The following is a 26,737-nucleotide window of genomic DNA, read 5'->3' as shown; positions in this document are numbered from 1 at the left end:
GGGGCGGCGGCTACGACACGGAGTCGTACGGCGGCCAGGCGTCGCCCCAGTCGGCGTCCCGGGCGGCCTTGTACAGGTCGCCGTGGCGCTTGGTGACCGTGCTGCGGCGCAGCCGCTCGTCGGCCTCGCACAGGTCGAGCAGTACCTGGCCCTTGCGGATCTGCGGGCGGCGGACCACCCGGGCGGGGGCCGGTTCGGCGGGCAGCCGGGTCGCGGCGACGTAGGAGAACTTCTCGTCCTCGTACGCCAGGGAGCCGCCCTTGACCTGGCGGTGCAGGGAGGAGCGGCCGACCCGGGCGGAGAAGTGGCACCAGTCGCTGCCGGGCGCGATGGGGCAGGCGGCGCTGTGCGGGCAGGGCGCGGCGATCCGGAAACCGGCCCGGACCAGCCGGTCGCGGGCCTCGATGACGCGGGCGTAACCGGCCGGGGTGCCGGCCTCGACGATCACGACGGTACGGGCGGCGCGGGCGGCAGCGTCGACGAGGGCGGCGCGGTCGGACTCGGTCAGCTCGTTGAGCACGTACGACACCGTGACCAGGTCGGTGTCGTCCAGGGTGAGGTCCGCGCCGATCCGGGCGCGCCGCCAGCGGGCGTCCTTCAGGGCCGGGTGGGCGGCGGCGAGCCGGCGGCCGACGGCGAGGGCGGGTTCGGCCCAGTCCAGCACGGTGACGGCGCGCTCGCCGGGCCAGGTCGTCTGGACGGCCCAGGTGGCGGCGCCGGTGCCGCCGCCGACGTCGGTGTGGCCGGCGGGGGTCCAGCCGGGGAGGGCGTCCGCGAGGGCGGCGAGGGCGGAGCGGACCGCCTCGAAGGTGGCGGGCATGCGGTAGGCGGCGTACGCGGCGACGTCCGCCTGGTCGCGGAGGATCGGCGCGTGGGTGGGGGTGTCGCCGCGGTAGTTGGCGATCAGCCGGTCGACGGCGGCGGCGACCTCCTTGGGGGGCAGGCCGTCCAGTAGTGCGGCCAGGGCCGTGCGGAGGTCGTTCACCCGGCGATTCTATGGCGCCCGGCACCGACACGAACGCCCCGGGGGGCTTCGCCCCCGGCCCCCCCGTTTCCCACCCGCCCACCCGTCTCGGTCGGCCGGAAGGGCGCCGTCACCGAGTCGCGGCTCGGCGGGTTCGGAGGGAACCGCCCCGACAGGGCGACTCGACCGGCCGGGAAGGAGCTGTCACGGAGTCGCGGCTCGGCCGGTCGGGAAAGCACCGTCTCCGAGTCGCGGCTCGGCCGGGCGGGAAGGCGCTCCCGGCTGCCTGTGACGACTCGGGCGGTCGAGTGGGCGGCGTCAGCGGGCCGTCGGTCCGTCGGCCGGGAAGGCGTCGGCGGCCGGTCGTCGGTCGTGGGGCGGACGTGACGGGGTGGGCGGTCAGATCACCGCTCTCGCCAGTCTCGTCGCCAAGGTCGCTCTCGGGGTGTTGTCGGGTGGGCGGCGGCGGGGGTGGACCGTGTTGGCCAGGAGGATCAGGAACGTGTCGGTGGCCGGGTCCAGGACCAGGGACGTGCCGGTGAAACCGGTGTGGCCCGCCGCGCCGCGGCCCGCCAGTTCGCCCATGAACCACGGCTGGTCCAGCACGAAGCCCAGGCCGGGCGGGGTGAACAGCAGCTCCACGTAGTCGGGGCCGAGGATGCGCGCGGGGCCGTAGGAGCCGCCGGCGAGCAGGGCGCGGCAGAAGACGGCCAGGTCGGGCGCGGTGGAGAACAGGCCCGCGTGTCCGGCGACCCCGCCGAGCGCCCAGGCGTTCTCGTCGTGGACCACGCCCCGCAGCATCCCCCGCTCGGCCTTGGCCCACGGCCGCCGCTGGTCCTCGGTGGCCGCGGCGCCGGGGCAGGGCCCGAAGCCGGTGCGGGTCATGCCGAGCGGCCGGGTGATGCCGTCCCGCACCAGGACGTCCAGGGAGCGGCCGGTGATCCGCTCCAGGACGGCCTGGAGCAGCAGCATGTTCAGGTCGGAGTACCGGTACGCGCCCGGCCGGGCCGTCGGCGCCTCGGCGCGCAGCAGGTCCAACCGGGACGCGTCGTCCGGGCAGTCGTACAGCGGCAGTTCGGGGCGCAGCCCGGAGGTGTGCGTGAGCAACTGCCGTACCGTGACGCCGTGTTCGGCGGCGGCGTGGAAGTCGGGCAGGTAGTCGCCGACCCGGGCGTCGATGCCGAGGGTGCCCCGCTCGATCTGCTGCACGGCGGCGACCGACGTGAACAGCTTGGTCAGGGAGGCCAGGTCGAAGCGGGTGTCGAGGGCGGCCGGGACCCGGGCGGAGAGCGGCAGCTCGACGCCGGTGCCGGTCTCGGGGTCGTGGCCGGCGTAGCGGACCGCCCAGCCGGCGGCCTCGGCGACGGCGATCACGGGCCCGCGGCCGGCCAGCACGACGGCACCGGCCGCCCAGGGACGCTCACCGGCGGTGAGGGCGTGCACCTCGGCGACCAGGTGCCCGAGCTCGACGGGGTCGAGCCCGGCTCGTTCCGGTGTGCCGGCGCGCAGTCTCGGTGCGCTCAGCTCGCGTCTCCCTCCGCGTGCGCACGGGTGGTCTCCCGTGTGGTCCGGGGACGGCACATTCCCACGAAGCAGGCCGCCGCGACCAGTGCTCCGGCCAGCTGGACCACGGCCATGGGCACCGCGGTGTGCTCTCCGGCGACGCCGACGAGCGGGGAGACCACCGCGCCGACGAGGAAGGAGGAGGTGCCGAGCAGCGCGGAGGCGGAGCCGGCGGCGTGCCGGACCCGCAGCAGCGCGAGGGACTGGGCGTTGGGCAGGGTGACGCCCATCGCGGACATCAGGACGAACAGGGCGGCGGCGACGGGCACCAGTCCGGTGTCGCCGAAGACGCCGGTGGCCATCAGCAGCAGGGCGGCCGCGGCGAGCGCGACCACCGCCAGGCCGGCCGCGAACACCTTGTCCAGGCTGACCCGGCCGACCAGCAGCTTGCCGTTGATCTGCCCGGCGGCCACCAGGCCGACCGAGTTCAGGCCGAACAGCAGGCTGAAGGTCTGCGGGGAGGCGCCGTAGATCTCCTGGATGACGAACGGGGAGGCCGATATGTAGGCGAACAGCGCGGCGAAGGTGAAGCCGCCGGCGAGCATGTAGCCGGTGAAGGGCAGGTCGGCGAGGAGGCCGCGCATGGCGCGCAGGGTCTCGCCGACGCCGCCGCGGTGCCGCTCGGCCGGGGGCAGGGTCTCCGGCAGCCGCACCCAGACCAGGGCGGTGAGCAGCGCGCCGATCACCGTGAGCACCACGAACACGCCCCGCCAGTCCGTCACCCGCAGGATCTGCCCGCCGACGAGCGGCGCCACGATGGGCGCGGCCCCGGAGATCAGCATCAGGGTGGAGAAGAAGCGGGCCATGGCGACACCGTCGTACAGGTCGCGTACGACGGCCCGGGCGATGACCACCCCGGCCGCGCCGGCCAGGCCCTGCACCAGGCGGAACGCGATCAGTGCCTCGACGGTGGGGGCGAGGGCGCACAGGGCGGTGGCGGCCAGGTAGATGACGAGCCCGGCGCGCAGCGGGCGGCGGCGTCCCCAGCGGTCGCTGAGCGGGCCGACGATCAGCTGGCCCAGCGCGAGTCCGGCCATGCAGGCGGTCAGGGTGAGCTGCACGGTGACGGCGGGGGCGTCCAGGGAGCGGGTGACCTGCGGCAGCGCGGGCAGGTACATGTCCATCGCGAGCGGGGAGGTCGCGGTGAGGGCGCCGAGGAGAAGGGTGACGAGGGGGCCGGTGCGGCCCGGGGCGCCGGCCGCCGGTGGCGCGGCCGCGGAGTGACGGTCCTGGCCCTGGCCTTGTTCCTGGTCCTGTTCCTGGTCCTGTTCCTGGCCCCGGCCCTGTTCCGGCTTCGGTGTCGCCGCGTGCTCCGGCATCTGCCCCTCCCTGTCCGTACTGTGAGCCCCTGAGCCGTCGGTGACGCTGACACGGGTGGCGCCGGCATCGGGCGTCGCGACATCGGTGTCACCGGTCCGACCGGCACCTATGCTCTCAGCTCGGACAGACTGCCGAGGCACACACGAGCGAGGGCGGGGCGGAGATGGCGGAACAGAGCGTGCGGTGGGGAATCCTGGCGACCGGCGGGATCGCGGCGGCGTTCGCGGCGGACCTGGTCGATCTGCCGGACGCGGAGATCGCGGCGGTGGCCTCGCGCCGGCCGGAGTCGGCCGAGGCGTTCGCCGAGCGGTTCGGGGCCCGGCGGGCGTACGGCGACTGGGAGTCGCTGGCCGCCGACGAGGACGTGGACGTGGTCTACGTCGCCACCCCGCACGCGGCGCACCGGGCAGCGGCCGGGCTGTGCCTGCGGGCGGGCCGGAACGTGCTGTGCGAGAAGCCGTTCACGCTGAACCTGCGCGAGGCGGAGGAACTCGTCGCGCTGGCCCGGGAGCACGGCCGCTTCCTGATGGAGGCGATGTGGATGTACTGCAATCCGCTGGTCCGGCGGCTGAGGGAACTGGTGGCGGACGGCGCGATCGGCGAAGTGCGCACGGTGCAGGCGGACTTCGGGATCTCCGGGCCCTTCCCCGCGACGCACCGGCTGCGGGACCCGGCGCTGGGCGGCGGGGCGCTGCTGGACCTGGGGGTGTACCCGGTGGCGTTCGCGCAGTTGCTGCTCGGCGAGCCGGACGGGATCGCCGCGAGCGCGGTGCTCTCGCCCGAGGGCGTCGACCTCCAGACGGGGGCCGTGCTGTCCTGGGAGAGCGGCGCGCTGGCCGCGCTGCACTGCTCGATCGCCGGCGGTACGGCGAACACCGCGTCGGTCACCGGCACGCGCGGCCGGATCGACGTGCCGTCCGGGTTCTTCCACCCGGAGCGGTTCGTGCTGCACCGCGAGGGCCGGGAGCCGGTGGAGTTCGCCGCCGATCCCGCCGACGGTCCGCGCACCAGCATGCGGCACGAGGCGCGGGAGGTCATGCGGGCGCTGCGGGCGGGCGAGAAGGAGTCGCCGCTGGTGCCGCTGGAGGGCACGCTCGCGGTGATGCGCACGATGGACGCGGTGCGGGAGCGGGTCGGGGTGCGGTACCCGGGGGACGCGGCGCCGGTGGGCGTTTAGCCGCGCGCCGGGCACCCTGTCCGCGCCGGCACCCTGTCCGCGCCGGCACCCCGTCCGTGCCGGGCACCCCGTCCGCGCCGGGCACCCCGTCCGCGCCGGGCACCCCGTCCGCGCCGGGTACCCCGTTCGCGCCAGGTAACCGTATGGCGGACAGTCGATTCCGTATGGCGGACTCTCCGCCTACGCTGCGGAGTCATGACTGACAGGAACTCGAAGATCGCGGTGGTGACCGGGGCCGGGTCCGGCATCGGGCGGGCCGTCGCCGTGGAACTGCTGCGCGCCGGCTGGTCCGTGGCGCTGGCCGGCCGGCGCGCCGAGCCGCTGGCGGAGACGGCGGCGCTGGTGCCGGGGGCGGCCTCGCTCGCCGTCCCCACCGACGTGTCCCGGCCGGAGGACGTCGAGGCGCTGTTCACGGCGGCCGTGGCGCGGTTCGGCCGGGTGGACCTGCTGTTCAACAACGCGGGGACCTTCGGGCCCGGCGGGGTCCCGGTCGAGGAACTGCCGTACGACGCCTGGCGGCACGTGGTGGACACGAACCTCAACGGGGCGTTCCTGTGCGCGCAGGCGGCCTACCGGCGGATGAAGGAGCAGGAGCCGCGGGGCGGCCGGATCATCAACAACGGTTCCATCTCGGCGCACACGCCCCGCCCGCACTCGGTCGCCTACACCGCGACCAAGCACGCGCTGACCGGTCTGACCAAGTCGCTGTCCCTGGACGGGCGGCCGTACGGCATCGCGGTCGGCCAGATCGACATCGGCAACGCGGCGACCGACATGACGGCCCGGATGCAGACCGGTGCGCTCCAGGCGAACGGGGAGGTAGCCCCGGAACCGGTGATGGACGTGGCCGACGTGGCGCGCACGGTACGGCACATGGCGGAGCTGCCGCTGGAGGCGAACGTGCAGTTCGCGACGGTACTGGCGACGACGATGCCGTACATCGGCCGGGGCTGAGCCGCGCCCGGGGCCGCGCCGGCGGCGGAACCGGTACGTCCGCGGTATTGCGGCCCGTTGCTGACCTATGCTCAACTTTTCTCCACCGGAGCTTCACAGTTGGAGCACGACGGTTCCGCGGCCATTCCGAGGGGGGAGGCGGCGGCCGTTCCACCGGACCGGAACAGGGGGGTACACCTCGCGCCACCGCGAGGCCGGACCGGGCGCGGGAACGGCCGCCGCACAAGCACGCGGGTGCGCGGACGCCGAGTACGTACGCCGGCTCAGTCCCGCTCGCCGGCCGTCGGTTCCGGTTGCTCGCCCTCCGGTGTCGCCGTCCGGGTCCGGCGGCGGCGCAGGGCCCAGGCGCCCGCCCCCAGCAGGGCGAGCGCGCCGGCGCCGGCCGTCAGCGCGACCGGGCCGGTGGAGCCGCCGCCCGCGGTCACCACACCGGGGGCACCGGCCGCCGCGCGCACCGTCTGCCGACCGGCCTGCGGACTCGCGCTCGCCCCGCCCTCGCTGAGCGGGGTGACCAGCGTGCCCACGGGCCGGGCCGAACGCCCGTGGCCGAAGCCCCAGTCGAGCAGCGCGGCCGTCTCCTCGTACACGGCGTTGCCGCCGGAGTCGGGATGCATCACGGTCACCAGCAGGGTGCGCCCGCCACGGGTGGCCGCGCCGGTGAACGTGTTGCCGGCATGGCTGGTGTAGCCGTTCTTGACACCGATCAGGCCGTCATATGTCTTCAGACCCCATGCCCCGGTCAGCAGACGGTCGGTGTTCTGGATCTGGAACGTCTTCTTGCCGCCCGCCGGGAAGTCGGCCGTCCTCGTGCCGCAGTAGCCGCGGAAGTCGGCGTCCTTCAGCCCGTGGCGGGCGAAGAGCGTGAGGTCGTAGGCCGAGGACAGCTGCCCCTTGTGGTCGTAGCCGTCGGGGCTGACCACATGGGTGTCCAGGGCCTGCAAGTCCTTCGCCCTGGCCTGCATCTCGGCGACGGTCTTGGCGAGGCCGCCGTTCATGCGGGACAGCACGTGCACGGCGTCGTTGCCGGACCGCAGGAACACGCCCTGCCACAACTGCTCGACGGTGTAGGTGATGCCGGGCTTGATCCCGACGAGGCTGGAACCGGCCGGGACGTCGGCGAGGTCGGCGTCGGTGACCTTGTACCGCCGGGCGCGGTCGAACTTCTTCAGCACGGTGTCCGCGAACAGCATCTTCAGCGTGGACGCGGGCGCGAGCCGCCGGTGCGCGTCGAACGAGGCGAGCACCTCCCCGCTCGCGCAGTCGGCGACCAGCCAGGCGCGGGCGGTCAGCTTCCGGGGCAGCCCCGAGGCGCCGCGCACCTGGACTCCGGTACGGGCCAGCCGTTCGCCCCCGACGGCCGTGGTGGCCGCGGCGGCGTCGGTGACCGTGGACAAGGGCAGGGCGGCGGCCGTCAGGCCGAGGACGGCACGCCGGCTGAGGCGGGAACATTCACGCACCCGGGGACCGTACACCGCGCCGAGCTGACGTTCCGCGCCCGGAGGGGGGTACGGTCCGGATCACGCCGCGTACCGGCGAGACGGGCCAAGTCGACACGCCCGAACGGGCCTTGGGACGCTCACCGGCCGAGCAGGCGGTCGATCTCGGCCACCTGGCCGGCGGTGAGCGGTCCCTTCTCGATCGCCCCGGCGTTCTCCTCGGCCTGGGCGACGGTCCGGAAGCCGGGGATCGGCACGGTGCGCGGGCCGCGGGCCCACAGCCAGGCGAGGGCGCCCTGGGCGAGGGTACGGCCGTCGCTGGTGAGGACGTCCCGGACGGCGTCGATCCGGGCCAGCCACCGCGGATCGGCGCCGGAGCCGTCGGGCGCGTACCCCGGGAGCCAGGCCGGCGGCCGGCTGCGGATGTCCCCCGCCTCCAGTGTCCCGCCGCGCCGCCCCGCCAGCAGTCCCATGGCCAGCGGGCTGCGGTTGACGCTCGCCAGCCCCAGCCGCTCGCACAGCGCCAGCGTCCGGGGCGCGTCCTGGAGCACGTTGAGGGCGTGCTGCACGGCCGCGCAGTGCGGGCCCTCGGCGAAGACGGCGGCCCGCTCGGGATCGTCGGTGCTCCATCCGTAGGCGCGCACCAGCCCTTCCCGCACGAACTCCTCGCAGGCGTCGCGGAGTTCGGCGGCGCGGTCCGGGTCGGCGTCGGAGATGTGCAGCTGGTACAGGTCGACGTGGTCGGTGCCGAGCCGGCGCAGGGAGGCGGTGAGGGCCCGCCGGGCGTACTCCGGGGTGTCGTCGGTGCCGGTCAGGGTGCGGGCGCCCGGGTCGAAGACGTTGCCCCACTTGGTGGCGAGGACCACGTCGTCCCGCCGCTTGCCCAGGGCCCGGCCCAGGATCTCCTCGCTGTGCCCGGTTCCGTAGGAGTCGGCCGTGTCGAAGAAGGTGACACCGAGGTCGAGCGCCCGCCGGACGGCCCGTACGGACTCGTCGTCGTCCACCTTCCCCCAGCCGACGGGCTGCCCGTCGGCCATCCGGTGCTCACCGCCGATGGCCCAGCACCCGAAACCGAGCGCGCTCACCGCTATGCCGCTGCGTCCCAGCGTCCGTGTCGTCGCCATGGGCCGGACGCTAGGAGTTGGAGCGCGCGCGAGGGCAAGGGCCGTACGGGGTCCCTCTCACACCTGTCGTGATCAGCCCGCCACCCGAACGGCGGCCACGAGGGGCCGGGCGGGGCCGTGGGTGCGAAGGTGGACGGAAGGTGGGGGAGCCCCGTCCGCCTGTCTGCTGGGAGTCACCGTGACCTGTTACGACCGACGTGATCTGGGCCTGCTGCTGCTCCGGCTGGGCACCGGAGGGGTGCTCGCGGCACACGGCACGCAGAAGCTGTTCGGCTGGTTCGGCGGACACGGCCTGGAGGGCACCGGCCGGTTCATGGAGTCCGTCGGCTACCTGCCCGGCAAGCTGAGCGCGATGGCGGCGGGCCTGGCGGAGACCGGCGGCGGCACGCTGCTGGCGCTCGGCCTCGCGACCCCGGCGGCCGGCGCGGCGGCGGCCGGCGGGATGGCCGGGGCGGCGGCGGTGCACGTGCCCAACGGTTTCTTCGCCCAGGAGGGCGGCTACGAGCACGCGGCGTTCCTGGGCCTGACCGCGGCCGGCCTGGCCGTCACCGGCCCCGGCCGCCTCTCCGTCGACCACGCCCTCGGCCACGTGCTCGACCGCGGCTGGATGGTCCCGGCCGCCCTCGGCGCGACGGCGGCGGTGACGGCCGTGGTGGTGGGCGCGCGCAACCGCCGGCTGCGGCGCAAGGCGCAGGGCGAGCAGGAGACGCTGTTCGAGGAGTGAGCCGGAGCCGGCGTCCGTACGGCACCGGGGCGGAACGCCTCAGAGAAGCGCGGCAGTTGGGCACGTGCGCGGATGGCCGTAGACGCGCACGTACAGGCGTGGACGCGCCCGGACAGCGATAGACGCGCACGGGCGATCGTAGACACGCACGGACAGTCGTAAACGACGCTGACGGGACCCATGGGGACGGTACGAGCAAGCCGTCCCGGGGCCGCCGCACGCACTGACGACTTTCGGCCATCTTCGGGCTTCCGCCTCTTCCATCCCACCCGCCACACCCCGCCTCGCCACTGCCCCCGCCCCTGCCGACCCCCCTCCGCGGGCGCCGCCGAAGAGTCCCCGGAGCCCTTGCCGCGCCTGGCTCAGGAGCCCTGTTCTCCCGCGCTGTCCGAACACTCGGCACCCCCGCCGGACACTACATCTGGGGTCCGTTGCGAGCCGAGACACAAGATGTATGCTCCCACCTGATTTCGCGACACCTGAGACGCCCACGGCACAACGGGCCCCTCAGGCACGGGCGGCTGCCTTGCCACGCCTTGCCCTCCTGTGTCCCGGGCCCCGTTTCCATCCGACGAGGGAGCACCACGTGACCATGGCTCCAAGCCATCCGGCCGCGCTCACCGAGGAGCGACCGCAGCACGATCCGGAGCACGCGCTGCTGCGGACGCTGTCCGAGCTGACGGCCGATCTGCCCGACGCCGACCCCGGGCGGGTCGCCGCCGCCGCGCTGCGCGGCCGGTCCGCGCGGGCCGACGAGGCGGAGCTGCGCGAGCTGGCCACGGAGGCCGCCGCCGGCCTGATCGCCGAGGACCCCGCCTACTCGAAGCTGGCCGCCCGGCTGCTGACGATCAGCATCCGCCGCGAGGCCCGCACCCAAGGCGTGTCGGCCTTCACCGACTCGATCGCGGTGGGTCATCGCGAGGGCCTGGTCGCCGACCGCACCGCCGAGTTCGTGCGCACCCACGCCGGACGGCTGGACGCGCTGGTGGACTCGGCCGTGGCGGAGGGCGCCGACGACCGCTTCGGCTACTTCGGCCTGCGCACCCTCTACACCCGCTACCTGCTGCGCCACCCGGTCACCCGCAAGGTCATCGAGACGCCCCAGCACTTCATGCTGCGCGTGGCCAGCGGCCTGGCCGAGGACCACACGCCCGGAGCGGTGGGCCAAGTGGCCGACCTCTACGGCCTGATGAGCCGCCTGGACTACCTGCCCTCCTCCCCCACCCTGTTCAACTCCGGCACCCGCCACCCCCAGATGTCCGCGTGTTACCTGCTCGATTCACCCCTGGACGAGCTGGACTCGATCTACGACCGGTACCGGCAGGTCGCCAGGTTGTCCAAGCACGCCGGCGGGATCGGCCTGTCCTGGTCCCGCATCCGTGCCCGGGGCTCCTACATCCGGGGCACGAACGGGCACTCCAACGGGATCGTGCCGTTCCTGAAGACCCTGGACGCCTCGGTCGCCGCCGTGAACCAGGGCGGCCGACGCAAGGGCGCCGCCGCCGTCTACCTGGAGACCTGGCACTCCGACATCGAGGAGTTCCTGGAGCTGCGCGACAACACCGGCGAGGACGCCCGCCGCACCCACAACCTCAACCTCGCCCACTGGATCCCCGACGAGTTCATGCGCCGGGTCAACGCCGACGCCCAGTGGTCCCTGTTCTCCCCCGCCGACGTCCCCCACCTCGTCGACCTGTGGGGCGAGGACTTCGACACCGCCTACCGCAAGGCCGAAGCCGCCGGCCTGGCCAAGAAGACCCTCCCCGCCCGGGAACTGTACGGCCGGATGATGCGCACCCTGGCCCAGACCGGCAACGGCTGGATGACCTTCAAGGACGCCGCCAACCGCACCGCCAACCAGACCGCCGAACCCGGCAACGTCATCCACTCCTCCAACCTCTGCACCGAGATCCTGGAGGTCACCAACGACGGCGAGACGGCCGTCTGCAACCTCGGCTCCATCAACCTCGGCGCCTTCGTCCGCGACGGCGACATCGACTGGGACCGCCTGGACGCCACCGTCCGCACCGCCGTCACCTTCCTCGACCGCGTCGTCGACATCAACTACTACCCCACCGAACAGGCCGGGCGTTCCAACGCGAAGTGGCGCCCGGTCGGGCTGGGCGCGATGGGCCTCCAGGACGTCTTCTTCAAACTCCGCCTGCCCTTCGACTCCTTGGAAGCGAAGCACCTGTCCACGAGCATCTCCGAGCGGATCATGCTGGCCGCCTACGAGACGTCCGCCGACCTCGCCGAGCGCAACGGCCCCCTGCCCGCCTGGGAGAAGACCCGCACGGCCCGGGGCGTCCTCCATCCAGACCACTACGACGTCGAGTTGACGTGGCCCGAGCGCTGGGCGGCGCTGCGGGAACGGGTGGCGGCGGTCGGCATGCGCAACGCCCTGCTGCTGGCGATCGCGCCCACCTCGACCATCGCGTCGATCGCGGGGGTGTACGAGTGCGTCGAGCCGCAGGTGTCGAACCTGTTCAAGCGCGAGACCCTGTCCGGCGAGTTCCTCCAGGTCAACTCCTACCTGGTGCAGGACCTGAAGGACCTCGGCGTCTGGGACGCCCGCACCCGCGAGGCACTGCGCGAGGCCAACGGCTCGGTGCAGGACTTCCAGTGGATCCCGGAAGACATCCGCGCCCTGTACCGCACGGCCTGGGAGATCCCCCAGCGCGGCCTGATCGACATGGCCGCCGCCCGCACCCCCTACCTCGACCAGGGCCAGTCGCTGAACCTGTTCATGGAGACGCCGACCATCGGCAAGCTCTCCTCGATGTACGCCTACGCCTGGAAATCGGGCCTGAAGACCACGTACTACCTGCGTTCCCGGCCGGCCACGCGGATCGCCCGGGCCGCGCGGGCGACGATCCCCGTCCAGCAGACCACCGATCCCGAAGCGGTCGCCTGTTCCCTGGAAAACCCCGAGTCCTGCGAGGCCTGCCAGTAATGTCCCGTAACACCAACCTGCTCGACCCCGGCTTCGAACTCACCCTGCGCCCCATGCGCTACCCCGACTTCTACGAACGCTACCGGGACGCCATCAAGAACACCTGGACCGTCGAAGAGGTCGACCTCCACTCCGACGTCGCCGACCTCGCCAAACTCACCCCCGAGGAACAGCACCTCATCGGCCGGCTCGTCGCCTTCTTCGCCACCGGCGACTCCATCGTCGCCAACAACCTCGTACTCACCCTCTACAAGCACATCAACTCCCCCGAAGCACGCCTCTACCTGAGCCGACAGCTCTTCGAGGAAGCCGTCCACGTCCAGTTCTATCTGACACTCCTGGACACCTACCTCCCCGACCCCGACGACCGCGCGGCCGCCTTCGCCGCGGTGGAGAACATCCCCTCCATCCGCGAAAAGGCCGAGTTCTGCTTCAAATGGATCGACGAGGTCGAGAAGATCGACCGCCTGGAGACCAAGGCCGACCGCCGCCGCTTCCTGCTCAACCTCATCTGCTTCGCCGCCTGCATCGAAGGACTCTTCTTCTACGGCGCCTTCGCCTACGTCTACTGGTTCCGCAGCCGCGGCCTCCTGCACGGCCTGGCCACCGGCACCAACTGGGTCTTCCGCGACGAGACCATGCACATGAGCTTCGCCTTCGACGTCGTCGACACCGTCCGCAAGGAAGAACCCGACCTCTTCGACGACCAGCTCCAGCAGCAGGTCACCGACATGCTGAAGGAGGCCGTCGAAGCCGAGCTGCAGTTCGCGCGCGACCTGTGCGGTGACGGCCTCCCGGGCATGAACACCGAGTCGATGCGGCAGTACCTCGAATGCGTCGCCGACCAGCGCCTCACCCGCCTCGGCTTCGCCCCGCTCTACGGCTCGGAGAACCCCTTCTCCTTCATGGAACTCCAGGGCGTTCAGGAACTGACGAACTTCTTCGAGCGCCGCCCCTCCGCGTACCAGGTCGCCGTCGAGGGCACGGTCGACCTGGACGAGGACTTCTGACCCCTCTCACTGTCCCGGGCCTCGGCGGCGGCGGCGAGGTCGTCCAGGAGCCGGGCCAGGGCCGTGCGGGTGGGCTCGTCGGTGATCCGGCCGTCGGTGATCATCAAGGTGGCCCGTGGGATGCCCAGTTCCCTCGGGACCACCTTGGCCCCCATCACGGCGAGGGTCTCGGCGAGCCAGGCCCGGGCCCGGTCGCCGCCGGTCGTCGCGGGGGACGCGCTGGCCAGGGCGACCGGCTTGCCCTCCATCTCCCCGCCCCCGACCAGCCACTCCAGGGCGTTCTTCAACACGCCCGAAGTACCGTGCGCGTATTCGGGGGTGGCGATCAGCAGCCCGTCCGCCGCGCCGACGGCACCCCGCAGTTCCGCCACGACCTGGGGCAGCGCCGTCATCTCCACGTCGGCGTCGAAGAACGGCAACCGCCCGAGCCCCGGGTCGATGAGGAGTTCCCGCGGAGGCACCACCAATTCCGCCGCCGACCGCAGCACAGCCGCGTTCAACGACCCGGCCCGCAGACTCCCGCACAACCCGAGGATTCTCATATCGGCCAGCCTATGTCCCGACGGCCCACGAGCGGTGACGAACCGGATCGCGCCAACTGGTGCTTATCCGCGTTGCCTCCGCGACGCCGGGTGAGGGAGGATGCCCCAGGTTCCGGGTGGTCTGCGCCGAATCGGCGGCAATGGGGCGTCCGGCACACGACACGCTTACGGGGTGAGTGAATGAAGTTCGACATGGGGTCGGCGACCCTGTCTCAGCTCGGTAAGAGCACGGTCGGTTCCAGCGACGACCTGGGCACGCTGATCAGGCAGCTGATCCAGGCGGCCGAGCCGTTGGAGGGCAGGTTCAACGGTGCCGGCAAGGCCGCGTTCGACACGTTCAAGGCGCACGCCGACGAGATCACGGCCGATCTGAACAGCTCGCTGAGCGCGATCCTGGGCGGCCAGTCCGGTATGGACACGGCGTTCGGCAGCGGTGACACGGAGCTGGGCGACAACGCGCGGCAGAACATGGGGGCCGCCAACTTCGACGCGGCCCGTTTCGGGGCGCGATAACCGGCCAAGCAGATCACCGGCCGAGCACCGGCCGAGAAGACGAACTCACCGCTGCCGCACACCTTTCCGAAGGGGGCCTGAACATGGCGCAGAACCAGGACCGCCGCTCGTACGACACCGGCGCCTCCGCCGAGGTGCAGACCAGCCTGGCCGGCATCATCGGCCGGCTGGAGCAGGTGCTGACCGACCGCGACCGGGCGGTCAAGGTCGCGATGGCCGACTTCCAGGCGGACGGGGTCTCGGACGAGTACCACGGCAAGGAGGTCCGCTGGCACCGGGCCGCGGCCGAGGTCCGCGAGATCATCCGTCTGGTCCGCACCACGCTGGAGCAGAACGACGGCACCGCCCAGGCCACCCTCGCCAAGGCGCGGGCGGCCGTCGACAGCATCGGCTGACGCGACGGCACGTCACGGGCGCGAGACGCCCGGCAGCAGGAAAACGGGGACGAGGGGATTGTCGTGACGGGGTGGGACATTCACCCGGCCGGGGTGTACAAGGTGCTGTCCGACTGCGGTACCGCCGCTAAGAACCTGTCGGACGCGGGCAGCGCGGTGCAGGACAACCTGGAAGAGGCCGCTTCCGCGGCCGGTACGCTGACCAGCCAGTACGGCCCCTACACCAGCACGGCCGGGCTGGTCGGCTCGGCACTGGGCCGGTTCGCCCAGCACTGGAGCCGGGACCTGGTGTACATAGCCGAGCGCGCCTCCCGGTCCCTGCGCGGGGCAGACGAGGCGACCCGCCACTACCTGGCCGGCGACGTGGAGCTGGCCGCGAACGCGCAGCGTGAGGCGGCCAAGGAGCCGAAGGTGGACCTGCCCGGCGTGGGCGGGGCGGCACCCGGCGCGAAGGGCCGGTGACGGTGAGCGACGAGGCAGAGCTGATCGATCCCTCCGGCATCCCGCACTTCATCGGCGACCTGGCCACCCTGGACACCGATGTGATGCTGCTGACCGCGGACGCGGGCCAGTTCCGCGCGTCCGGCGCGAATGTGCACACCACGTTCCAGCAGCTGTCCGCCTTCTACTCGGCACCCGAGGCGGAGCAGTTGTTCGGCACCACGCTGCCGGTGCGCACCAAGTCCGACGCCTTCGCCGACGACTTGGAGAAGGTCGCCGGCGCCCTGTCGGACTACAGCCTGGAAGTCCAGCCCCTCGTGAAGAAGCTGGACGCCCTCAAGGCGGAGGCGACCGCCTTCGTGCACTCGATCGCCGGGGACGACGACTGGCGCAAGGACCAGGACAAGGTCGACCACAACAACGACCTGTGGCACGACGTCAATCACACGGTGGCCGCCTTCCAGGCCGCCGAACTCCGGGCCTACAACAGGATCATGGCCCTGATCGGCGGTACCGCGCTGACCACCGACGACGGCTCCCACGGAAAGAACATGTACGGCTACGCGGCCGCCGACCTCGATCAGGCGGAGGCGACTCCCTGGGGCGCACCGGCGGAGCGGGAGTACGAGGGCTGGTCCTGGCTGGCCCACCAGGGCAAGCAGGTGTGGGACGGCGTCTGGCACGACGGCGTGATGGGCACGGTGCACGGCCTGGGCACCCTGGCCGGATGGGACGGCGCCGACGCGGCGGGCGAGGCGTGGAAGAACCTGGCCAAGCTCGGCACGGGCGTCGGCATGACCCTGGGCACCCTCGGCACCTGGGGGTGGGTGCCCGACGAGGATCTCCCGTCCTGGCTGCGCGACTCCCGTACGGTCCTCAACCAGACCGCCAAGGGGTTCGTCGCCTGGGACCAGTGGAAGACCAACCCGGGCCGGGCGGCGGGCGCCTTCGGTTTCAACGCTCTGACCGTCCTGGGCACGGGCGGTGCCGGAGCCGCGGCCTCCGGCACGGGCAAGGCGGCGGCGACGGTCCGGGTGGTGTCGGCCGTCGGAAAGACCAGCCGGGTCATCGACCCCATGACCTACGTCGGCAAAGCGGGCAAGTTCGCGTTCACCAAGGTCGGTGACACCTTCACCGCCCTGAGGAACCTGCACACCCCCGACCTGCTCAGGCAGGCCGAAGCCGCCCGGTCCGCCGAGGTCCCCGCCAACGCGATCCCCTACCTCGACCACACCACCGGCAAGATCGTCTACCTCACCGACGAGGGCCACCTCCTCAACGCGGACGGGAGCGTGCGCCAGTACGTCTCCCAAGCGAAGGTCGAAGGACCGGCCGCGCCCCGCACCGTCCAGGCATCCGGAGCGGACAGCCGCACCCCGGAACTTGTGGGAGCCCACCTCGGGAACGACGGCGGCGCCATCGCCGGGCACGCGGGTGACAACGCGGCGTCGCGCCTGCCGGAAGGCGGCATGGGCCGCGCCTCTCATGAGCCTTCTGCCGGCCATGAGGGGCCGACGGCTGGTGGCAGTCACGTCGAGGACCGCGGCCTCGGCCACGACGCCCGGCCAGGCGGCCATAACGGTCATCCAGCAGGCCCTGATCACATGGACGCGTCAGGGCACGACAACCCGATTCCGTCGAGTGGGAGGCAGGGGGGCGGTGATGTTCCGGGCGGGCCCCCCGACATCGACCCGGGCAGATACACCAAGAATGACCACGACCTCACTCAAACTCCGACGGGCCGCATGGAACCGGAGCAGGAGACCGGGGTCCTCGATGAGCTGACGCATGCCAAAATGCCCGAGCCGGAGCGGCAGAAGGTGCTTCACGCTCTGCGCAAGTCCCCGTACGGGGCCGGTGTCGCGGAAATGCTCACGCGGGGACACCTGCGGGACATCGAGGGGTACAGGAAACTGCTGGACATGTGCAAACAGGGACCGACCAAGTCCGACAAAGGAATGATCCCTGCTGCGTACATGGCGATGCGGCTGGCTACCGAACTTCAGGAACACGGTATCGGTCGTGTCGGGGTGGAACTCGACACACAGACTTTCGATCTCGATGTCTACACCCTGCACGCCGACGGTTCCGTCGACTACGGCTATCAGCTCAAGGATGTTGACACCGTCAACGGAATCAAGAAGGCGGTGGAAAAGTCCGCCAAGCAGCTGGCTTACGATGGCGTTGGCCATCGCGTAGCTGTTCTGGACGTTCACCAGTCCATGGCCGACCTCACGCCACGCGCGTTCAGACAGGCGGAGTTCCAGGCGGAGCGAATGGGCGGAGCGGTCGTGCTCCGTTTCACGGATGGTTCAATAACCGTCCCACCGAACGCGCCTACACTCCCGTAAGGAAAGTTCATGTCGAGGTTGATGCGCTCGCCGAAGGAACGTGGCTCCTGGTACTGGGACCTCGACGACTTCGCCGAGCCAGGTCTGGAGTCGGCGCTTTCCGTCGCCGCGCGCATGTGTGACGTCCTGGAGCGAGCCGAACTCCTCTTTCCCTCCGAGCTCAGGTACAACTGGTACGTTCTGGGCGCCGGGACGACCGGCGTCACCAGCGTCCTCGAACTCGCGAAGACGCCGCTGGGGGACCCCGGCCTTCCGGAGCGAGTACGTGGGACCCGCCCCACCGCTCATCCCTCCGCCGACATCGCCGACTTCGAGGTGCTCGGCGGGGGAACGTGGATCGGCGAGGGCGGTCACTCCCACACCGAGTACCGGCTCGTCGACCTTTCCCTGTCCACGGCCCCGACCGGTCTGTCGGCCGAACTGTCCGTGCATCACGACATCTGGGGGCTGTATGACTTCGCGGGCCGTCCCCACCCCGAGATCCATCAGAACAACGCCCCACGACTCGCCGCCGTTCTGAGAGACCTCACCGAATTGTTCGGCATGCCCCCCGAGCCTGGTGAACGAACCTATTTCGGAGCATCCGCCGTCGACGGGGTCGTCAACCCGGAGCCGGACCAGAACGGTCTCGGGCCCGATCTGACCAGCCGGCTCTGACCAGCGCAGGGCCAGGGGCGCATACATGTCAGCGCAGGATTACGACAGTCAGCTCCTCGAGTCCGTCGCCGTGCGGCGGCGGCGGTTGCGGGATGCCGTGTTGTTCGGGGGGCAGCGGCAGCGGCGTACCGTGGACGAGCGGCTGGGGAAGGTGTTCGCCGGGGTGGTGATCGCCGCCGTGGTGTGTGCCGGCTGTGTGGGGTGGTCCTTCCTCTCGCACCGGGTGGCCGGGCAGGATCCGTACGGGACGTCCGTGCCCGCACCCGCCGTGCCCTCCGGTCAGGCCAACGGAACTCCCCGGCCTGCGGATTCGGTCCGGTGATAGGTTCGAACCCGTGACATCCCGGGGGACTGTGAGCGGTACGGCACTGAGTCGGGTCACCTTGGCCGGTGAGCGGCGACGGGTGGATCTGGTGTTGCCGTCCCGGGAGCCGGTCGGACTGTTGCTGCCCGAAGTGATGCGGCTTCTCGATGACCGGGCAGGTGAACGTCCCCAGGCCCGGCACCTGGTGGCGGCCGACGGCAGTGCGCTGGAACCGGACGACACGCTGGAGTCGGCCGGCGTGCCCGACGGAGCCGTACTGCGGCTCGTCCGGGTCGAGGACGCGCCGTCCGCCCCCGTGATCCATGACGTGAGCGACGAGGCCGCCGACGATCTGGACGCACGGCTCTGGCGGTGGGACGCGCGGGCACGGCGGATCGTGGCCGCAGGCACGGGCGTTGGCTGGGCATCGGCCGCCGGGTTCATGGCACGGCAGGGCTTCGCAGCCGGAACCGCGGGTGCCGCCCTCCTCGTCACCGCGGCGCTGGCCGCTGTGGCCGGGGCGCTGCTGGGGCGGGCCGGGCGCAAGGGGTTCGCCGCCGCCCTGGTCGTCGTGAGCGCGGCCGTGGGCGTGCAGGGCGGCTGGGCCGTCGCCGACGCCCAGGCCTGGCCGAGAGCCGTGCGGCTGGCCGTGGTGCTCGCGGTCACAGTGGCGGACCTGGCTCTGCTCGGCTGGTTCTCCCCGTTCGGACGGGGCGCGCTGGTCGGGGCGGGGGCGCTGGCCGCGACCGGGGTGTGCTGGGAGGTCGCGCTCGCGGTCCAGTCCGGCGGGGCCGCGCGGGCCGGGGCGGTGCTCGCCGTCGTGTCCGCCGTCGCGCTGGGCGTGCTGCCCCGGTTGGCGCTGACGGCGTCGGGGCTGTCCGGGCTGGACGACCGGCGCGCCGCCGGGGCGTCGGTCAGCCGTTACCAGGTGGGTACCGCCTTGGCCGCCACACATCGCGGACTCGCTCTGGCCACGGTCGTCACCGCGGTCTCCGGTGCCGTCGCCGCGGTGCTGTCGGTGCGTACGGTGACGGTGTGGACGGTGCTGCTGGCCGTCGCGGTCACGGTGGTCCTCGCGCTGCGGGCGCGTGCCTACCCGCTGGTCGGGGAGGTCGTCGTCCTGCTCGGGGCCTCCGTGGCCGTGGCGCTGCGGCTGGTCTGGCTGTGGCGGGAGCACTCCGGTGCGGTGGCCCCGCTCGCCGTGCTCGGTCTGCTGGCCGTGCTGTCCCTGGGGGTAGTGGCCGTACAGCCCGCCGAGCATGTGCGGGTACGGCTGCGCAAGGCCGGTGATGTGCTGGAGTCGGCCGGTGTGATCGCTCTGTTCCCGCTGGTGCTCGGGGTGTTCGGGGTGTACGGGCGGCTGCTCGGCACCTTCGCGTGAGGTGGCGGTGATGACGGGTTCCGGTCGTTGGCAGGACGAGGTGCTGCGCGAACTGAACGCGGGCTCAACCGGCGAGACGGGTGAACCGCCGTCCCCGGAGGACGTCCGGCCGCCCTTGCCCGTACGCCGGCCGGACGAGGAGCGTCCCAACCCGGGCAAGCGGCGCGGCAAGGCGTCCCACGAGGCACGCACCACGCCGCCGGTCCCCGCGACCCCGCCGCGTCCCACGACCGCCCCCCAGCCGACCGCACCCCGGCCGGCTCCACCCCGGCCGACCGCATCCCGGCCCACCACGTCTCAGCCGACCACACCGCCCCCGGACCACCCGGGCACCTCCACCACGCCCGCCGCACCCACCGCACCCGCGTCGTCTCCGGCCACCGGTGTCCGGCCGGCACCGGAGGGCCGCCCCGCCGCCCCGGCCCCGCCCCCGGCGGACGCTCCCTCCACCGGTCCTTCCACGCCTCCGGCCACCGCTTCCCCCACCACCCCTTCCGCGCACCCGCGGAACGCCTCCCGCACCGGCTCGCCCATGCCCCCGGCCAACACCTCGCCCGCCGTGCGGCCGCCCCGCCAGGCCTCGTTGCCGACGGTGGCGCCCGAGCCCGTGCCGACGCTCGATCCGCGTCTGGCCATAGCGCTCGGCTCACCGCAGCACGGCGACTCGCTGGCCCGGCGTTCGGGCCGGTCGCTGCGCAGGCTGACCGCGTCGGCCGCGCAGGCGGTCGCCGAGGAGAGCCGGCTGGGCGGCCTGTTGCAGCAGCCGGTGACCACGGGCCGGGTGATCGCGGTGACGTCGATCCGCGGCGGGGTCGGCAAGACCACGACCGCCGCGCTGCTGGCGCGGACGTTCGGCCATTACCGGCACGACCCGGTACTCGCCCTGGAGGCGGACGCCGCCCTGGGCACGCTGCCGGTGCGGATGGGCGCGCAGTCCGTACGCTGGTCGTGCGTCGAACTCGCCCGGATCCTCACCCCGTCGATGCGCCTGACGGACGTCACCGGGTACCTGGTGCCGGTCGCGGACGGCGGCTGGCTGCTGCCCGCCGGTCAGGGCCGGGTGGGCGCCCCGCTGGACGTCCCCACCTACCGCACGGTCACGCTCGCGCTGCGCCGCTACTTCGCCGTCACGGTGGTGGACTGCGAGACACTGCCCGGCGAGGTGGCCCGTACGGCGATGGACACGGCGCACGCGCGGGTGGTCGTCGCCCCGCTCACCGCGGAGGGCGTGGGCGGTACCCGGATCGTCCTGGACTGGCTCGGCCGGCTGCCGCACGCCGCGCTCGCCTCCACCGTCGTGGCCCTCGTCTCGACCACGCCCGACATGAACCTGGATCCGAAGGCCGCCGCGGCCCATCTGCGCGAAACCGGAGTCACGCTGGTGCATCTGCCCTACGACCGGCACTTGGCCGGTGGCGGACCGATCAGGACCGACCGGCTCGGCGAGGACACCCGCCGCGCGGCCACCCGGCTGGCCGCCGAGGCGCTCCAGCGGGCGGTGCGGCGCCGTTGACACAGCGACTCGTCCACCGTCCGGCCCGAGCCACCCACCCGTTGCTCCCGCCCGCGCCCCGTACGATCGAGCCCCCGCCGAACCTGCCCGAGGGCAAGACCGGCACTCCGGCGACCGCTCTGCTGCCGATGGCCGGCGTCCTCAGCTCGGTCGTGATGATGACGGTGATCCGCTCCAGCCGGTTCGCGGGCCTGGGCGCCGTCGTCCTGGTCGTCGCGCTGCTCGGCGCGGTCGCCCTGTTCCTCTCGCAGCGCGGCAAGGCGCAGCGGCAGCGGCGCGTCCAGCGCGAGCGCTACCTCGAATACCTGGAGGAGTTGCGCGCCGAGTTGGGCGCGGCCGAGCGGGAGCGGCGCCGTGCCGCCCGCATCCTGCACCCCGCCCCCGCCGCCCTGTACGACGTGCTGCGCGATCCGGCCCGGCTGTGGGAGCGGCGGCGTACGGACGCGGACTTCCTCGATGTGCGTGTGGGGGTCGGCGACGTACCCGTGCAGGAGCTGGCCGTCGGCCGGAACGCGGCCGGGGGCGTGCTCACCCCGCCCGACCCGTTCATGCTGAACGAGGCCCGCGCCCTCCAGGCCCGCTACGCCACCGTGTCCGGCCATCCGCTGACCGTGCCGCTGGACCGGGCCGGCAACGTCAGCGTCATCGGCGACCGCGCGGACGTGCTGCGCGTCGCCCGGTCCCTGCTCGTACAGGCCGCGGTCACGCACGCCCCGGACGACGTGGCCATGGCGCTCGCCGTGCCCGAGGACCGTGCCGAGGAATGGGAGTGGGTGAAGTGGCTCCCGCACGTGCTCGATCCGCACGGTCTTGACGGGGCCGTGGCCGCGCGGCGCGTCGCCTCCGACCCGGCCCGGCTGGCCCGGGTGATCGGCACGGACCTGGCGCGGCGGGCCTCGTACGCGGCCGAGGTGCGCCGCGGGCTGTCCGACGAGAAGGCGCTCACCCTGGCCGGCCGGCTGCTCGTACTCAGCGACGCGTACGGGGGGAACGCCGTGGACCTTCCGCTCCCGGACTCCGCCGTCGCCTTGGCCGACATGGGCGTCACGGTGCTGCACCTGCTCGCCGAGCGGGTCCAGGAGCCCGATCACGTCGCCGTGCGCGTCACCGTCGACGGCGACCGGGTCACCGTGGAGGACTTGCGCGGGCAGCCGACCGTACCCACGCAAGGGGTGGCCGACCGCACCGGTCCCGCGGAGGCCGAGGGGCTCGCGCGGGCCCTCGCCCCGCTGCGGCTGTCCGCCGAGTCCGCGGCCGAGGGCACCCCCGTCTCCGGTCCGGTCGACTTCCCGCAGCTGCTCGGCATCGACGACATGGGCGCCCTCGACCCGGCCCGGCAGTGGACGCCGCGCGGTGAGCGGGACTTCCTCCGGGTACCGATCGGCCTGGACGACCGGCACCAGCCGGTCCTGCTCGACCTGAAGGAGTCCGCCGAACTCGGCATGGGGCCGCACGGGTTGTGCGTCGGCGCGACCGGCTCCGGCAAGAGCGAACTGCTGCGCACGCTGGTGCTGGCGCTGGTCACCACGCACCCGCCGGAGGATCTGGCGATGGTCCTGGTCGACTACAAGGGAGGTGCCACGTTCGCCCCGTTCACCCCGCTGCCGCATGTCGCGGGCGTCATCACCAATCTGGAGAACCAGGCCGGCCTGGTCGAGCGGGTGCACACCTCCCTGGCCGGGGAGATCAAGCGTCGCCAGCAGGTCCTCAAGGACGCGGGCGACGTCGCCGACATCGGGCACTACCGCGCGCTGCGCGCCACCGGCCGCCCCGGCCTCGAACCCTTGCCTCACCTCTTCGTCGTCATCGACGAGTTCGGTGAACTCCTCACCGCCAAACCGGATTTCATCGCCCTCTTCCTGTCGATCGGCAGGATCGGCCGCTCCATCGGCGTCCATCTGCTGCTGTCCAGCCAGCGCGTCGAGAGCGGCGGACTCCGGGGTCTGGAGACGTACTTGTCGTACCGGCTCGGTCTGCGCACCTTCTCGGCGGACGAGTCGCGCACGGTGCTGGAGACCACCGACGCCTTCCATCTGCCGCCGCTGCCCGGCTTCGGTTACCTGAAGGTCGACACCTCGACGTACACCCGGTTCAAGGCGGGCTTCGTCTCCGGTGCGTACCGCGGGGCCGCCGTACGAGACAGCGCTGCCGACGCCAGGCCGCCGGCCCGGCCGTACCCGGCCTTCCACGCGCCCGCCGCCGCGCCGGACGGGGACGCCCCCGCGCCACGTGAGCGCGAGACCGGGCCGACGGTCCTCGGGGTCGCGGTCGGCCGGCTCACCGGCGCGGCCGAACCGGTGCGCCGGATCTGGCTTCCGCCGCTGCCCGCGGCTCTCGCGCTGGACTCGGCCGCCGGCCCGGTGCGGGCGTCCGCCGAGGGTCTGCGACTGGCCGGTGCGGACGGGCCGTTGCGGGTGCCGTTGGGGGTGCTGGACGATCCGGCCAGGCAGTGGCAGGGCCCGTGGGTGCACGACCTGAACACCGCGGGCGGGCACACCGCCGTCATCGGCGGCCCGGCCTCCGGCAAGACGACGCTGCTGCGCACCCTGGCGCTCTCCCTCGCCCTCACCCACACACCACGTGACGTGGCCGTCTACGGCCTGGACCTGGCCGGCGGCGGCCTCAGCGCCCTGGCACGGCTGCCGCACGTCGGCGGTATCGCGACCCGCGCCGATCACGAGCGCGCCGCCCGCACCGTCGCCGAGGTGCGCGCGATGCTCGCCGAGCGCGAGGAGATCTTCCGGGAGCGGGGCATCGACTCGGTCGACCAGCTGCGTGCCCTGCGCGGCCGCGGTGAGCTGCCCGGGCTCGGCTCCACCGACGTGGTGCTGCTCATCGACGGATTCGGCGCGCTGCGCGAGGAGTTCGCCCACCTCGACGACGATGTGGCCGACCTCCTCAGGCGTGGCAGCGGCTACGGCATCCACGTGGTGGCCGGCATGCTCCGCTGGAACGACGTACGTCTCGCCGTCCAGTCGCTGTTCGGCAGCCGTATCGAACTGCGGCTCAACGATCCGGCGGATTCCTGCGTGGACCGCAAGCTGTCCGCGACCTTGTCGGCGGAGACGCCCGGCCGGGCCCTGACGGACGGCAAGCTGTTCGCCCAGGCGGCCCTGCCCCGCATCGACGGGCAGGCCACCGCCGACGGTCTGGGGCCGGCCCTGGAGCAGACGGCGGCCACCCTGCGCGCCGCTTGGCCGGGAGAACCGGCCGCCCCCGTACGGATACTGCCCACCAGGCTGCCCGCCGAGCGGCTGCCCTCCGCCGTGGCGGAACCACGCGCGATCCCGATCGGTGTCGACCAGGAGACGCTGTCCCCGGCCGTCCTCGACCTGTTCGGTGCCGACCAGCACCTGCTGGTCCTCGGCGACACCGAGTGCGGCAAGACGAACCTGCTCACCCTCGTCGCCCGCTCCCTCGTCGCCCGCCACGACGAGGACGAGCTGGTCTTCGGCGTGTTCGACCCGCGCCGCGGCCTGCGCGGGGTCGTCCCGGAGCCGTACCGCGGCGGCTACGCGCACAACGCCGCCCTCTCCCAGGCGCTCGCCACCGGCATCGCCGGCGAACTGGCGAAACGCCTGCCGGAGACCGCCGACCCCGACGCCCCGACCGACGAGCCGTCGTTCACCGGCCCGAGGATCGTGATCCTGGTCGACGACTACGACATCCTCACCGCCGCCGGACAGCAGCCACTCACCCCGTTCCTGCCGTACCTCTCCTCGGCCCGGGACATCGGCCTGCACTTCGTGGTCGCGCGCCGGGTCGCCGGGGCGTCCCGGGCGCTGTACGAGCCGTTCCTGACGGCCTTGCGGGAGACCGGCGCCACGGCTCTGGTGATGGCGGGCGACCGCGGCGAGGGCCAGCTGTTCCCCGGCCTGTACCCGTCCGCGCAGCCGCCCGGACGGGGCACCCTGCTGCGCCGTGGCAGGCGCCACCAGCTGATCCAGACCGCCCTCGCGACCACCGGGGACCCCAGGGAGGCGTCGGCATGACCAAGGATGTCATCGCGCTCACCGAGCGGATGCCCGACGCCGCGACGCTGCTCGCGGCCCTGCACGCCGGCGGCCCCGGCCTGGGCGTGACCGCCACCGACGACGGCGCGGTGATCCACCTGTGCACCGCGGCCGGCCGCCCCCTGGTCTCCGTGGAGTCCCCGCTCCTGGTCCAGGTGCCGGGCGAGGCCGAACGCCTCCTCGGCCCGGACGTCACCCCGCCGCCCACGCCGTACTGGTGGACCGAGACCCGTGCCTCCACCGCCGTTCCCACGGCGGAAGCGCTCGCGGGTTCGGTGTGCGGACGCCTGGCGCTGCTGCTGGGCGGAACGACCTGGCCGCGCCGGGCGGACGGCACGGCGGTCGTGGAGACACCCCCGGACAACACGGACCGCGCCGCGTCCCCGACACCGGACGGGGCCCTGCCCGCCGTCGACGTCCTCACCGAGACCACCGCGGTGATCATCGCCGACCGCCCCGTCCTCGGTTTCACGGCCTGGCTGTCCGGTGTGCTGCGCGCGACGGCGGCGTCCGGCCGGGCCCTGCACCTGGTCACACCGCCGCACGCCCGTCTCACCCTGCCCCTGCGCACGGCCCTCGGCGGCCCGCCGAACCGCTGGGTGGTGAGGCATCCGGAAGGCGGCTACTACGACGGCCTGTCCGGCGCCGAACTGGCCTGGCGGGACGGCACCTTCGCCCCGGCGGTCAGGCCCGCGAAGGTCGCGGACGCCTTCACGGAGGGGGCGCGGCCCACGGTGGAACGCCGGCTGACGGTGGCCCTGCGCACCGTCCGTCCACCGGATGCCGGCCTCGTCCTCGGCACCGCGCTGGAGACGGCCTGGCGCCACTTGACCGGAGCTGCGCCCGCCGGGTGGGGCACCGCCGAGCCGGTCAACCTGCCCTGGTCACCCCGTCAACTGACCGAACTGGCCCGCGACCGCTCCCCCGAGCCCACCCACGCCGTCGTCATCGGGACCCCGGGTGTTCCGGCCGTGGCGACCCACCGCACGACCCGCACCACGGCCGGCGTCGCCGAGGACGTCACGCTCACCGTCGGATACCCGGCTGCCGACCAGGTCCCGCTGGACGCGGTCGAGGCACTGGCCGCGGAACTCGTCGATGCCCAGGGCCTGTCGACCATGCTGACCACCCTGACCGCGGCGGACGCCGGCCTGACCGTGGCTCCCCGGCTCACCGCCCCGCCGGTCCCGGTCGCGTTCACCCTGGGCGCCCGGGACGTGCGGGCCGTCGGCCTCGCCCACTCCCGCCGTCCCCCTCTGGCGACGAGACCGGTACCGCTCGGCACCTCCGCGGACCCGGCCCTGCACTACCCGCTCGGCGACGGCACCGACCCCGCCGCCTGGGCGGCGCTTCAGGCCCTCACCGGGCACCTCAAGGCCGGCGGCGCCTGAAGCACGGGGCG

General features: G+C 73.0%; 21 protein-coding genes. 15 read left to right on the top strand and 6 right to left on the bottom strand.

Features of this window, described 5'->3' with window-relative positions:
• Window positions 1-10: 10 nt before the first annotated feature.
• The 3 genes from Srubr_RS38815 to Srubr_RS38805 form a co-directional block, all read right to left on the bottom strand.
• The gene (locus tag Srubr_RS38815; RefSeq protein ID WP_189996400.1) at window positions 11-985 is read right to left on the bottom strand and encodes a small ribosomal subunit Rsm22 family protein; all 975 of its coding nucleotides are present in this window, start codon (window positions 983-985) and stop codon (window positions 11-13) included.
• A gap of 378 nt (window positions 986-1,363) precedes the next feature.
• Window positions 1,364-2,560, bottom strand: a complete 1,197-nt coding sequence (locus Srubr_RS38810) for a serine hydrolase domain-containing protein (protein ID WP_189996719.1) — start codon at window positions 2,558-2,560, stop codon at window positions 1,364-1,366.
• Window positions 2,485-3,846 (bottom strand): multidrug effflux MFS transporter, encoded by a 1,362-nt coding sequence (locus Srubr_RS38805; RefSeq protein WP_189996399.1) that lies wholly within the window; start codon window positions 3,844-3,846, stop codon window positions 2,485-2,487. The genes Srubr_RS38810 and Srubr_RS38805 overlap by 76 nt, the downstream gene beginning before the upstream one ends.
• 164 nt (window positions 3,847-4,010) lie before the next feature.
• Here Srubr_RS38805 and Srubr_RS38800 point away from each other — a divergent pair, with 164 nt between their 5' ends.
• Window positions 4,011-5,024: a Gfo/Idh/MocA family protein gene (locus Srubr_RS38800; RefSeq protein ID WP_189996398.1), complete on the top strand. Its 1,014-nt coding sequence runs from the start codon at window positions 4,011-4,013 to the stop codon at window positions 5,022-5,024.
• 195 nt (window positions 5,025-5,219) lie between these two features.
• A complete protein-coding gene (locus tag Srubr_RS38795) occupies window positions 5,220-5,978 on the top strand; it encodes an SDR family oxidoreductase (RefSeq protein WP_189996397.1) in 759 nt (252 codons plus the stop codon).
• A gap of 263 nt (window positions 5,979-6,241) precedes the next feature.
• Here the strand turns inward: Srubr_RS38795 and Srubr_RS38790 are convergent, their stop codons facing one another.
• Complete coding sequence (locus tag Srubr_RS38790; protein ID WP_189996396.1) at window positions 6,242-7,435, bottom strand: D-alanyl-D-alanine carboxypeptidase family protein; 1,194 nt, start codon at window positions 7,433-7,435, stop codon at window positions 6,242-6,244.
• A gap of 119 nt (window positions 7,436-7,554) precedes the next feature.
• Window positions 7,555-8,538 carry an aldo/keto reductase gene (locus Srubr_RS38785; RefSeq protein WP_189996395.1) on the bottom strand — a complete coding sequence of 328 codons (984 nt, stop codon included), beginning with the start codon at window positions 8,536-8,538 and terminating at the stop codon, window positions 7,555-7,557.
• A 178-nt stretch (window positions 8,539-8,716) separates the two neighbouring features.
• On the opposite strand from Srubr_RS38785, the gene Srubr_RS38780 reads away from it, so the two are divergent.
• From Srubr_RS38780 to Srubr_RS38770, 3 genes are all read left to right on the top strand, one after another.
• Window positions 8,717-9,262 (top strand): DoxX family protein, encoded by a 546-nt coding sequence (locus Srubr_RS38780; RefSeq protein ID WP_189996394.1) that lies wholly within the window; start codon window positions 8,717-8,719, stop codon window positions 9,260-9,262.
• A gap of 586 nt (window positions 9,263-9,848) precedes the next feature.
• Window positions 9,849-12,215 (top strand): ribonucleoside-diphosphate reductase subunit alpha, encoded by a 2,367-nt coding sequence (locus tag Srubr_RS38775; protein ID WP_203855075.1) that lies wholly within the window; start codon window positions 9,849-9,851, stop codon window positions 12,213-12,215.
• Window positions 12,215-13,225: a ribonucleotide-diphosphate reductase subunit beta gene (locus Srubr_RS38770; protein WP_203855074.1), complete on the top strand. Its 1,011-nt coding sequence runs from the start codon at window positions 12,215-12,217 to the stop codon at window positions 13,223-13,225. The genes Srubr_RS38775 and Srubr_RS38770 overlap by 1 nt, the downstream gene beginning before the upstream one ends.
• Here the strand turns inward: Srubr_RS38770 and Srubr_RS38765 are convergent.
• Window positions 13,138-13,767: an NADPH-dependent FMN reductase gene (locus Srubr_RS38765; protein WP_189999452.1), complete on the bottom strand. Its 630-nt coding sequence runs from the start codon at window positions 13,765-13,767 to the stop codon at window positions 13,138-13,140. The genes Srubr_RS38770 and Srubr_RS38765 overlap by 88 nt on opposite strands.
• A gap of 180 nt (window positions 13,768-13,947) precedes the next feature.
• Here Srubr_RS38765 and Srubr_RS38760 point away from each other — a divergent pair, with 180 nt between their 5' ends.
• From Srubr_RS38760 to Srubr_RS38715, 10 genes are all read left to right on the top strand, one after another.
• Window positions 13,948-14,280, top strand: coding sequence for a hypothetical protein (locus Srubr_RS38760; RefSeq protein WP_189999453.1), 333 nt, complete (start codon window positions 13,948-13,950; stop codon window positions 14,278-14,280).
• 83 nt (window positions 14,281-14,363) lie between these two features.
• Window positions 14,364-14,675 (top strand): pore-forming ESAT-6 family protein, encoded by a 312-nt coding sequence (locus Srubr_RS38755; RefSeq protein WP_189999454.1) that lies wholly within the window; start codon window positions 14,364-14,366, stop codon window positions 14,673-14,675.
• Window positions 14,676-14,738: 63 nt separating this feature from the next.
• Complete coding sequence (locus Srubr_RS38750; protein WP_189999455.1) at window positions 14,739-15,137, top strand: DUF6507 family protein; 399 nt, start codon at window positions 14,739-14,741, stop codon at window positions 15,135-15,137.
• 2 nt (window positions 15,138-15,139) lie between these two features.
• Window positions 15,140-17,467 carry a hypothetical protein gene (locus Srubr_RS38745; RefSeq protein ID WP_189999456.1) on the top strand — a complete coding sequence of 776 codons (2,328 nt, stop codon included), beginning with the start codon at window positions 15,140-15,142 and terminating at the stop codon, window positions 17,465-17,467.
• A gap of 9 nt (window positions 17,468-17,476) precedes the next feature.
• The gene (locus Srubr_RS38740; protein WP_189999457.1) at window positions 17,477-18,124 is read left to right on the top strand and encodes a hypothetical protein; all 648 of its coding nucleotides are present in this window, start codon (window positions 17,477-17,479) and stop codon (window positions 18,122-18,124) included.
• Between the two features lie 25 nt (window positions 18,125-18,149).
• A complete protein-coding gene (locus Srubr_RS38735; protein ID WP_189999458.1) occupies window positions 18,150-18,446 on the top strand; it encodes a hypothetical protein in 297 nt (98 codons plus the stop codon).
• 13 nt (window positions 18,447-18,459) lie between these two features.
• Window positions 18,460-19,809 carry a type VII secretion integral membrane protein EccD gene (gene eccD, locus Srubr_RS38730; protein WP_189999459.1) on the top strand — a complete coding sequence of 450 codons (1,350 nt, stop codon included), beginning with the start codon at window positions 18,460-18,462 and terminating at the stop codon, window positions 19,807-19,809.
• Window positions 19,810-19,819: 10 nt separating this feature from the next.
• On the top strand, window positions 19,820-21,322 hold the full coding sequence (locus tag Srubr_RS41195) for a MinD/ParA family ATP-binding protein (protein WP_229926988.1): 1,503 nt from the start codon (window positions 19,820-19,822) through the stop codon (window positions 21,320-21,322).
• Window positions 21,319-25,314, top strand: a complete 3,996-nt coding sequence (gene eccCa / locus Srubr_RS38720) for a type VII secretion protein EccCa (RefSeq protein ID WP_189999460.1) — start codon at window positions 21,319-21,321, stop codon at window positions 25,312-25,314. Before Srubr_RS41195 ends, eccCa begins: the two co-directional genes overlap by 4 nt.
• Window positions 25,311-26,726, top strand: a complete 1,416-nt coding sequence (locus tag Srubr_RS38715) for a DUF6177 family protein (protein ID WP_189999461.1) — start codon at window positions 25,311-25,313, stop codon at window positions 26,724-26,726. Before eccCa ends, Srubr_RS38715 begins: the two co-directional genes overlap by 4 nt.
• The last annotated feature ends 11 nt before the right edge of the window (window positions 26,727-26,737 follow it).

The organism is Streptomyces rubradiris (assembly GCF_016860525.1).
Lineage (GTDB): Bacteria > Actinomycetota > Actinomycetes > Streptomycetales > Streptomycetaceae > Streptomyces > Streptomyces rubradiris.
The sequence above is the reverse complement of the archived record's forward strand: the minus strand, read 5'-3'. Positions and strand labels throughout refer to the sequence as shown.

Coding starts and splice junctions, on each gene's coding strand:
- Srubr_RS38805 (WP_189996399.1), bottom strand. CDS start 3,846: ATGCCGGAGCACGCGGCGACACCGAAGCCGGAACAGGGCCGGGGCCAG.
- Srubr_RS38800 (WP_189996398.1), top strand. CDS start 4,011: ATGGCGGAACAGAGCGTGCGGTGGGGAATCCTGGCGACCGGCGGGATC.
- Srubr_RS38795 (WP_189996397.1), top strand. CDS start 5,220: ATGACTGACAGGAACTCGAAGATCGCGGTGGTGACCGGGGCCGGGTCC.
- Srubr_RS38785 (WP_189996395.1), bottom strand. CDS start 8,538: ATGGCGACGACACGGACGCTGGGACGCAGCGGCATAGCGGTGAGCGCG.
- Srubr_RS38770 (WP_203855074.1), top strand. CDS start 12,215: ATGTCCCGTAACACCAACCTGCTCGACCCCGGCTTCGAACTCACCCTG.
- Srubr_RS38765 (WP_189999452.1), bottom strand. CDS start 13,767: ATGAGAATCCTCGGGTTGTGCGGGAGTCTGCGGGCCGGGTCGTTGAAC.
- Srubr_RS38760 (WP_189999453.1), top strand. CDS start 13,948: ATGAAGTTCGACATGGGGTCGGCGACCCTGTCTCAGCTCGGTAAGAGC.
- Srubr_RS38755 (WP_189999454.1), top strand. CDS start 14,364: ATGGCGCAGAACCAGGACCGCCGCTCGTACGACACCGGCGCCTCCGCC.
- Srubr_RS38740 (WP_189999457.1), top strand. CDS start 17,477: ATGTCGAGGTTGATGCGCTCGCCGAAGGAACGTGGCTCCTGGTACTGG.
- Srubr_RS38735 (WP_189999458.1), top strand. CDS start 18,150: ATGTCAGCGCAGGATTACGACAGTCAGCTCCTCGAGTCCGTCGCCGTG.
- Srubr_RS41195 (WP_229926988.1), top strand. CDS start 19,820: ATGACGGGTTCCGGTCGTTGGCAGGACGAGGTGCTGCGCGAACTGAAC.
- Srubr_RS38715 (WP_189999461.1), top strand. CDS start 25,311: ATGACCAAGGATGTCATCGCGCTCACCGAGCGGATGCCCGACGCCGCG.